Annotated in this window: 7 protein-coding genes; all 7 read left to right on the top strand. The window is 33.1% G+C overall.

Annotation, left to right across the window (positions count from 1 at the left end):
* Nucleotides 1–482: 482 nt before the first annotated feature.
* Complete coding sequence (gene thrS / locus BOW55_RS20210) at nt 483–2429, top strand: threonine--tRNA ligase (RefSeq protein WP_089054230.1); 1947 nt, start codon at nt 483–485, stop codon at nt 2427–2429.
* 22 nt (nt 2430–2451) lie between these two features.
* Nucleotides 2452–3003: a translation initiation factor IF-3 gene (infC, locus tag BOW55_RS20205; RefSeq protein ID WP_089054229.1), complete on the top strand. Its 552-nt coding sequence runs from the start codon at nt 2452–2454 to the stop codon at nt 3001–3003.
* 116 nt (nt 3004–3119) lie between these two features.
* A complete protein-coding gene (gene rpmI, locus BOW55_RS20200) occupies nt 3120–3317 on the top strand; it encodes a 50S ribosomal protein L35 (RefSeq protein WP_007810722.1) in 198 nt (65 codons plus the stop codon).
* A 101-nt stretch (nt 3318–3418) separates the two neighbouring features.
* Nucleotides 3419–3763 (top strand): 50S ribosomal protein L20, encoded by a 345-nt coding sequence (rplT, locus tag BOW55_RS20195; protein WP_007810721.1) that lies wholly within the window; start codon nt 3419–3421, stop codon nt 3761–3763.
* Nucleotides 3764–3888: 125 nt separating this feature from the next.
* A complete protein-coding gene (locus BOW55_RS20190) occupies nt 3889–4461 on the top strand; it encodes a Crp/Fnr family transcriptional regulator (RefSeq protein WP_129026218.1) in 573 nt (190 codons plus the stop codon).
* A 78-nt stretch (nt 4462–4539) separates the two neighbouring features.
* A complete protein-coding gene (locus BOW55_RS20185) occupies nt 4540–4974 on the top strand; it encodes a carboxymuconolactone decarboxylase family protein (protein WP_129026216.1) in 435 nt (144 codons plus the stop codon).
* Nucleotides 4975–5198: 224 nt separating this feature from the next.
* The coding region (locus BOW55_RS20180; RefSeq protein ID WP_241686636.1) for a tetratricopeptide repeat-containing sensor histidine kinase at nt 5199–6885 on the top strand (1687 nt) is incomplete at its 3' end.

Genomic DNA, 6885 nt, shown 5'->3' with positions numbered 1-6885 from the left:
GCTTTTCTTCGTTTCACTGCACTTTCTTTATTTTTCGACCTTTTACCAACTCCTATTTTGAGGAGTTTTCAGTCTTAAAGGCACTTTACTGAAGAGAAATCAAAGCCTGAAAGCACCGCTTCCGCCCTTTTTAATCCCCAGGAGCCTGGTTTTTCTTCTGCGATTTCGTTTTTTCCTCATATTTTCTTCTGAAAACTGCTGCAATAGCCCCGATAGAAGTGAAAATCCTTTTTGCGGCGGGGTTTGCCGTAAAAAGATTGTAACGGATAGTGGGATTAAGCTCCTTATTAAAACTTTAAACTTAAAAGAACTTCAACTCTCTCAAATCAAACAAACCTTCACTCCTATTATATTATAGTATAACTTTCCATTTACACAATACAACACCACATCCTTCTTATTATATAATATCAATCTTATACATATATATATTGTATGTATTTTTGTAATCACTTATATTTGCATTCACAAAATTATAAACAATGATCAAGATTACTTTACCCGATGGGTCAATTAGAGAGTTCGCTCAAGGCGTAACTCCAATGGAGGTCGCTAAAAACATTAGCGAAGGTTTTGCACGAAATGTTATTTCTGCATCTTTTAATGGTACAACTATTGAAACCGAGACTCCATTAACGACCGATGGTAATCTTATATTATATACTTGGAATGATGCTGAGGGTAAAAAAGCTTTCTGGCATTCGACTTCACACGTAATGGCACAAGCCCTAGAGGAATTGTACCCAGGAATTAAATTAACTCTTGGACCAGCAATTGCTAATGGTTTTTATTATGATGTTGATTTTGAAGACCAAAAGATCTCTGAGGCTGATTTTAAAAAGATCGAAGATCGTGTTCTTGAAATTTCAAGAGGAAAGCATGAATTCAAAATGCGTCCGGTTAGCAAAGCTGACGCATTAGAAATGTACAAAGACAACGTTTACAAGACTGAATTGATTTCTAATCTTGAAGATGGAACTATTACTTTCTGCGACCATTCTACTTTTACTGACTTATGTCGTGGTGGACACATTCCGAATACTGGAATCATAAAAGCCATGAAAGTAATGAGCGTTGCTGGTGCTTATTGGAGAGGTGATGAGAAAAACAAGCAGTTAACTCGTGTTTATGGAACTTCTTTCCCTAAACAAAAAGATTTAACAGAGTACCTTGAACTTCTTGAAGAAGCGAAACGTCGCGATCACCGTAAATTAGGAAAAGAATTAGAACTGTTTGCTTTCTCTCAGAAAGTTGGTCAAGGCTTACCTTTATGGCTGCCAAAAGGAGCAGCGTTAAGAGAACGTTTAGAGCAATTTTTAAAGAAAGCTCAAAAGAAAGCAGGTTACGAACAAGTTGTGAGTCCACATATTGGACAAAAAGAACTTTATGTTACTTCTGGTCACTATGCTAAATATGGTGCAGATAGTTTTCAGCCAATACATACTCCTGCCGAAGGTGAAGAGTTTTTATTGAAACCAATGAACTGCCCTCACCACTGTGAGATTTACAATGTAAGACCTTGGTCATATAAAGATCTACCTAAGCGTTATGCTGAATTTGGTACTGTATATAGATACGAGCAGTCTGGCGAATTACACGGCTTAACTCGTGTACGTGGTTTTACTCAGGATGATGCACATATCTTTTGTACTCCAGAGCAATTAGATGAGGAATTCAAAAAGGTAATAGACTTAGTATTATACGTATTTGGTTCATTAGGTTTTGAAAACTTTACTGCTCAAATCTCATTAAGAGACCAAGAGGACAGAGAAAAATATATTGGTACAGATGAAAACTGGGAGAAAGCTGAAAACGCTATCATCAATGCAGCTGCCGATAAAGGTTTAAATACTGTTGTTGAATATGGCGAAGCTGCATTCTATGGACCTAAGCTTGACTTTATGGTTAAAGATGCTTTAGGAAGACAATGGCAATTAGGAACTATTCAGGTAGATTACAACTTACCTGAGCGTTTTGATTTGACATACAAAGGCGCTGATAATGAATTACATCGCCCAGTTATGATTCACAGAGCTCCTTTTGGATCTATGGAACGTTTTATAGCAATTTTACTAGAACACACTGCAGGAAATTTCCCGCTTTGGCTTATGCCAGAACAGGCTATTATCTTGTCTTTGAGCGAGAAATACGAAAATTATGCTAAAAAAGTTTTAGATTTGCTAGAAAATCACGAAATTCGCGCCCTAATTGACAACCGAAACGAAACTATCGGTAAGAAAATTAGAGATGCTGAAATGCAAAAAATCCCGTTTATGCTGATTGTAGGCGAGGAAGAAGAGAAAAACGGCACAATTTCTATACGCCGCCATGGACAAGAAGGAAAAGGCAATATCACAGTTTCTATCGAAGAATTTGCTTCGATTGTAGACGAAGAAATAAAAAAGACATTAAAAGTATTTACAGTTTAACTTAAATTAGAAAGTCATAGCAATAAAAAGTAACAGAGGTTTTCAACCTCGAGTAGAAAAAAAAGATGCACACAGAATAAACAACAATATTCGTGGTGTACAAGAAGTGAGGTTAGTAGGCGAGAACATCGAACCAGGTGTATTTAAGCTTGCAGAAGCTTTACGTCTAGCAGATCAGTTTGAATTAGACTTGGTTGAAATTTCGCCAAATGCTGAGCCGCCGGTTTGTAAAATCATGGATTACAAGAAATTTGTTTACGAACAAAAGAAACGTGATAAAGCATTAAAAGCTAAGTCTTCACAAGTTGTTGTAAAAGAGATTCGTTTTGGTCCTCAAACAGATGAGCATGATTATGAATTTAAAAGAAAAAATGCTGAGAAATTCTTAAAAGAAGGTTCTAAATTAAAAGCATTCGTTTTCTTTAAAGGACGTTCAATCATCTATAAAGATCAAGGACAAATTTTATTGTTGCGTTTGGCTACAGATCTAGAAGAACATGGTAAAGTTGAAGCTATGCCTGTTCTTGAAGGAAAGAGAATGATTATGTTCATTGCTCCTAAGAAAAAGAAATAAGTCTTAAAGCTTAAAGTCTTAAAGTCGAAAGTCATAAACTGACTTTTGACTTTTGACTTTTGAACTTTCTGACTCAAGATATAAGTAAGTAAGAATAAATTAAAACACTAGGAAAAATGCCTAAAATGAAAACTAAATCTAGCGCTAAGAAACGTTTTAAAGTTACTGGTTCTGGAAAGATTAAAAGAAAGCATGCTTTTAAAAGTCACATCTTGACTAAAAAATCTAAAAAACGTAAATTAGCTTTGACTCACTCAGCGCTAGTTCACTCAACAGATATGAAAAGCATCAAACAACAATTAAGAATTATCTAACAATTCTTTAGGTTAAAAAATTATTTATATAACCTTGGAGTACGGCTTTTAAGTTCCTTTGATTTAATTCAGGACGCCTGCTACAAAAACACATTAAAATTATGCCAAGATCGGTAAATTCAGTTGCTAAAAGAGCAAGAAGAAAAAAAATAATGAAGCAAGCCAAAGGTTTCTTTGGTAGACGTAAAAACGTTTGGACAGTTGCTAAGAATGCAGTAGAGAAAGCAATGTGCTACGCTTACCGCGATAGAAAACAAAACAAAAGAAATTTCCGTGCTTTATGGATTCAACGTATCAACGCTGGAGCTAGATTAGAAGGAATGTCTTATTCTCAATTCATGGGGAAAGTAAAAGCTAACGGAATCGAATTGAACCGTAAAGTTCTTGCAGATTTAGCTATGAACCACCCTGAAGCTTTCAAAGCAATACTTAATAAAGTAAAATAAACGTTTTATAAACTCAATTTAGATTACTTACTTATCATAAAAAAACCATTCGTTAATTCGGATGGTTTTTTGTTTTTACAACAATCTGCTTTACCTTTAAGACTCTTTAAAAAAACAACCACAAAATGTTTACTCCTCTTTTTGATCACATTCAGAAATTTGTAACACTTGAGCCTTCAGAAATTGACTTACTTCAATCATGTTTGAAACTCGCGAAAATAAAAAAGAAAGAACATCTATTGCAAGAAGGACAAGTTTGTAATACAATATATTTTATAACAAAAGGCTGCGCAAGGCAGTATATAATTAACTCGAAAGGAACAGAACAAACCTTGCAATTTGCGATTGAAAATTGGTGGATTACTGATTATTTAAGTTATCACAATACTACTCCATCACATTTCTATATTCAGACAGTTGAAAACTGTGAATTGATAGCAATTGAAAAAAACACTCTAGAATCTCTATTAATTGAGATTCCGAAGTTAGAACGATACTTTCGAATTGTTTCTCAAAAATCATTTGGAGCTGCTCAAATGAGAATTAAATTTCTGTTCACAATGTCGGCAGAAGAGAGATATCATCATTTTAATAATCTAAATCCCGACTTTGTACAACGCGTTCCTCAGTACATGCTTGCTTCTTACTTAGATTTTTCGGCTGAATTTATGAGTAAAATCAGGGCAGGAAAAGTATAAGCTGCATTTCTTGAAGTAGTTCAAGTTTTTTAAAGCATTCATTACTGACCTTTGTATAGAACTTTTAAAACATATAAAATGAAATCAAGAATCGTTATCCCAGAAGTTGCCCCGCAAGCATATCAAGCATTAATGAATTTAGAAAAATACATCTCAACAACTTCATTAACACCAACTCATAAAGAACTAATTAAAATTCGTGCTTCACAAATAAATGGTTGTGCCTTTTGTATTAATATGCATACTGCAGATGCAAGAAAACAAGGCGAAACAGAGCAACGCATTTATTTAACCAGCGCTTGGCGCGAAGCTGATGTTTATACTGAAGAAGAAAAAGCAATTTTGGCTTTAACTGAAGCTGTAACTTTAATTGGAAATCATGTTTCTGATGAAGTTTATCAAAATGCTGCAAACTTATTTGATGAAAAATATTTAGCAGAAATCATCCTTGCAATCATCACAATTAACTCTTGGAATAGATTAGCAATTACAACAGGACTTAGAGCTGTTTAATTTTTATAAAGATAAATTTTACAAGCTTACGAAATTCAGAAGCCCTCTATCTAGAGGGCTTTTTCGTATCTAATTGCTAATGAGAAATAGAAAAAATAGTTTTATTCTAAGTTTTAAAAATACCGTATATATACTCTTTCAAGGGGATTTATTTTTTTTACTTTTGGCGCATGAAACAAAAACACAAGATAATATCCCTATACATAATTCTAATATTTGTTATTTTGTTTTCATGTCAAAAAGAGGAATCTTTAAAAGTTGCGGCAACCAACACAAAAGAAAAAGCAGAAAAACTGATCGCAATAGGAGATCGCTTTTATGATGATCAAAATTTTGACAGTGCTTTTTTTTACTACAATAAGGCGAAATTTATTTGCAACCCAAAAACAGAAACAGAAAGCTTTGTCAGCACATTAAATTCTATGGCTGAAATCCAAAGATATCAAGGAGATTATACTGGCAGTGAATCAACTCTTACCGAAGCTTTGCCTCATCTTAAACACATAAAAAATCCTAAACATATTTGGAACACTTATATAGAATTGGGCAACAACTACCTCTTTACTTATGATTACAACAATGCATTATCCTACTATAAAAAAGCATTAAGTTTAAATATAAGTGAATGGAGAAAACTAAGTACGACAAACAATATAGCGGTCGTTTTATTAGAACAGGGCAAATACAATGAAGCTTTAGACATTTTTACTTCTTTGATTGAGAAAAAAGAAATTCTTGAAAACCCCGAAAACTATGTAAAAGTACTAGACAATATAGGCTTTTGCTATTTTAAAATTGAGGATCCGCGAGCACTTTCATACTTTGAAAAAGCACTAAAAGTGGCAGCCGAAACAAAAGATTACCTTTCGACTTCTAAAATTTATCTGCATTTAGCTGAATTTTACCAGCCAAAAAATCCTTCGCTATCAAAAAAATATGCACAGCTTAGTTATGAAAACGCGGCTCTTGTAAAATACTCCGAAAGCAGAATGTCTGCTCTAAAGTTATTAGTAAACTGCTCTACAAGCAGTGAGCTAAAAAAATACTCTCTCTTATATATTAAACTTAATGACAGCATAACCGAAATACGACAGAAAGCAAAAAATCAATTTGCTCGAATTAAGTATGACTCAAAAAAAGAGAGAAACGAAAACCTTAAACTGAAAACCGATAAAATTGAAAACGAACTTCAATTAGAAAGACAAAAAAATCGAAATATAATTTCTTATATCATTATTATATTAAGTTTAAGCTTAATATTAGCGTTGTACTTTCATTTAACATCTAAAGCTAATAAAGAAAAAATTGAAGCAACCTACAAAAGCGAAACAAGAATTGCTAAAAAACTGCATGATGAATTAGCAAATGACATTTACCATACTATGGCTTTTGCCGAGAACAAAAACCTTTCTGTATCTGAAAATAAAGAACAATTAATAAAAAATCTCGATGTGATATATTCTCGTACTAGAGATATATCAAAAGAAAACAGTCCAATTATAACGTCTGAAAAATACATCTTATTTTTAAAAGAGATGATTGCAGGTTTCAATACTCCCGAAATTAATCTTCTACTTAATGGTATTGAAAACATCCCTTGGAATGAAGTTGAAAAAAACAAAAAAATAACCACTTACAGGGTACTACAAGAATTACTCGTAAACATGAAAAAGCATAGTAACGCTACACTAGTTGGTATTAACTTTAAAAAAAGCAATAAAAATATTACGGTCACTTATACGGACAATGGAAAAGGCATAAATTTAAATTCTATGACTTTTAAAAATGGTCTTTACAATGTAGAGAACAGAATTAATTCTGTAAAGGAGAAATTAAATTTGATTCCACTCCTAGTAATGGGTTTAAGGTTATCTTTAAATTCTCAATTTGATTATAAAAACAATGAAGTTT

This window comes from Flavobacterium sp. YO12 (assembly GCF_004119495.1).
In the GTDB taxonomy this organism is placed as follows: domain Bacteria; phylum Bacteroidota; class Bacteroidia; order Flavobacteriales; family Flavobacteriaceae; genus Flavobacterium.
This window is presented reverse-complemented; position numbering and strand designations above follow the sequence as displayed.

Coding starts and splice junctions, on each gene's coding strand:
- thrS (WP_089054230.1), top strand. CDS start 483: ATGATCAAGATTACTTTACCCGATGGGTCAATTAGAGAGTTCGCTCAA.
- rpmI (WP_007810722.1), top strand. CDS start 3,120: ATGCCTAAAATGAAAACTAAATCTAGCGCTAAGAAACGTTTTAAAGTT.
- rplT (WP_007810721.1), top strand. CDS start 3,419: ATGCCAAGATCGGTAAATTCAGTTGCTAAAAGAGCAAGAAGAAAAAAA.
- BOW55_RS20190 (WP_129026218.1), top strand. CDS start 3,889: ATGTTTACTCCTCTTTTTGATCACATTCAGAAATTTGTAACACTTGAG.
- BOW55_RS20185 (WP_129026216.1), top strand. CDS start 4,540: ATGAAATCAAGAATCGTTATCCCAGAAGTTGCCCCGCAAGCATATCAA.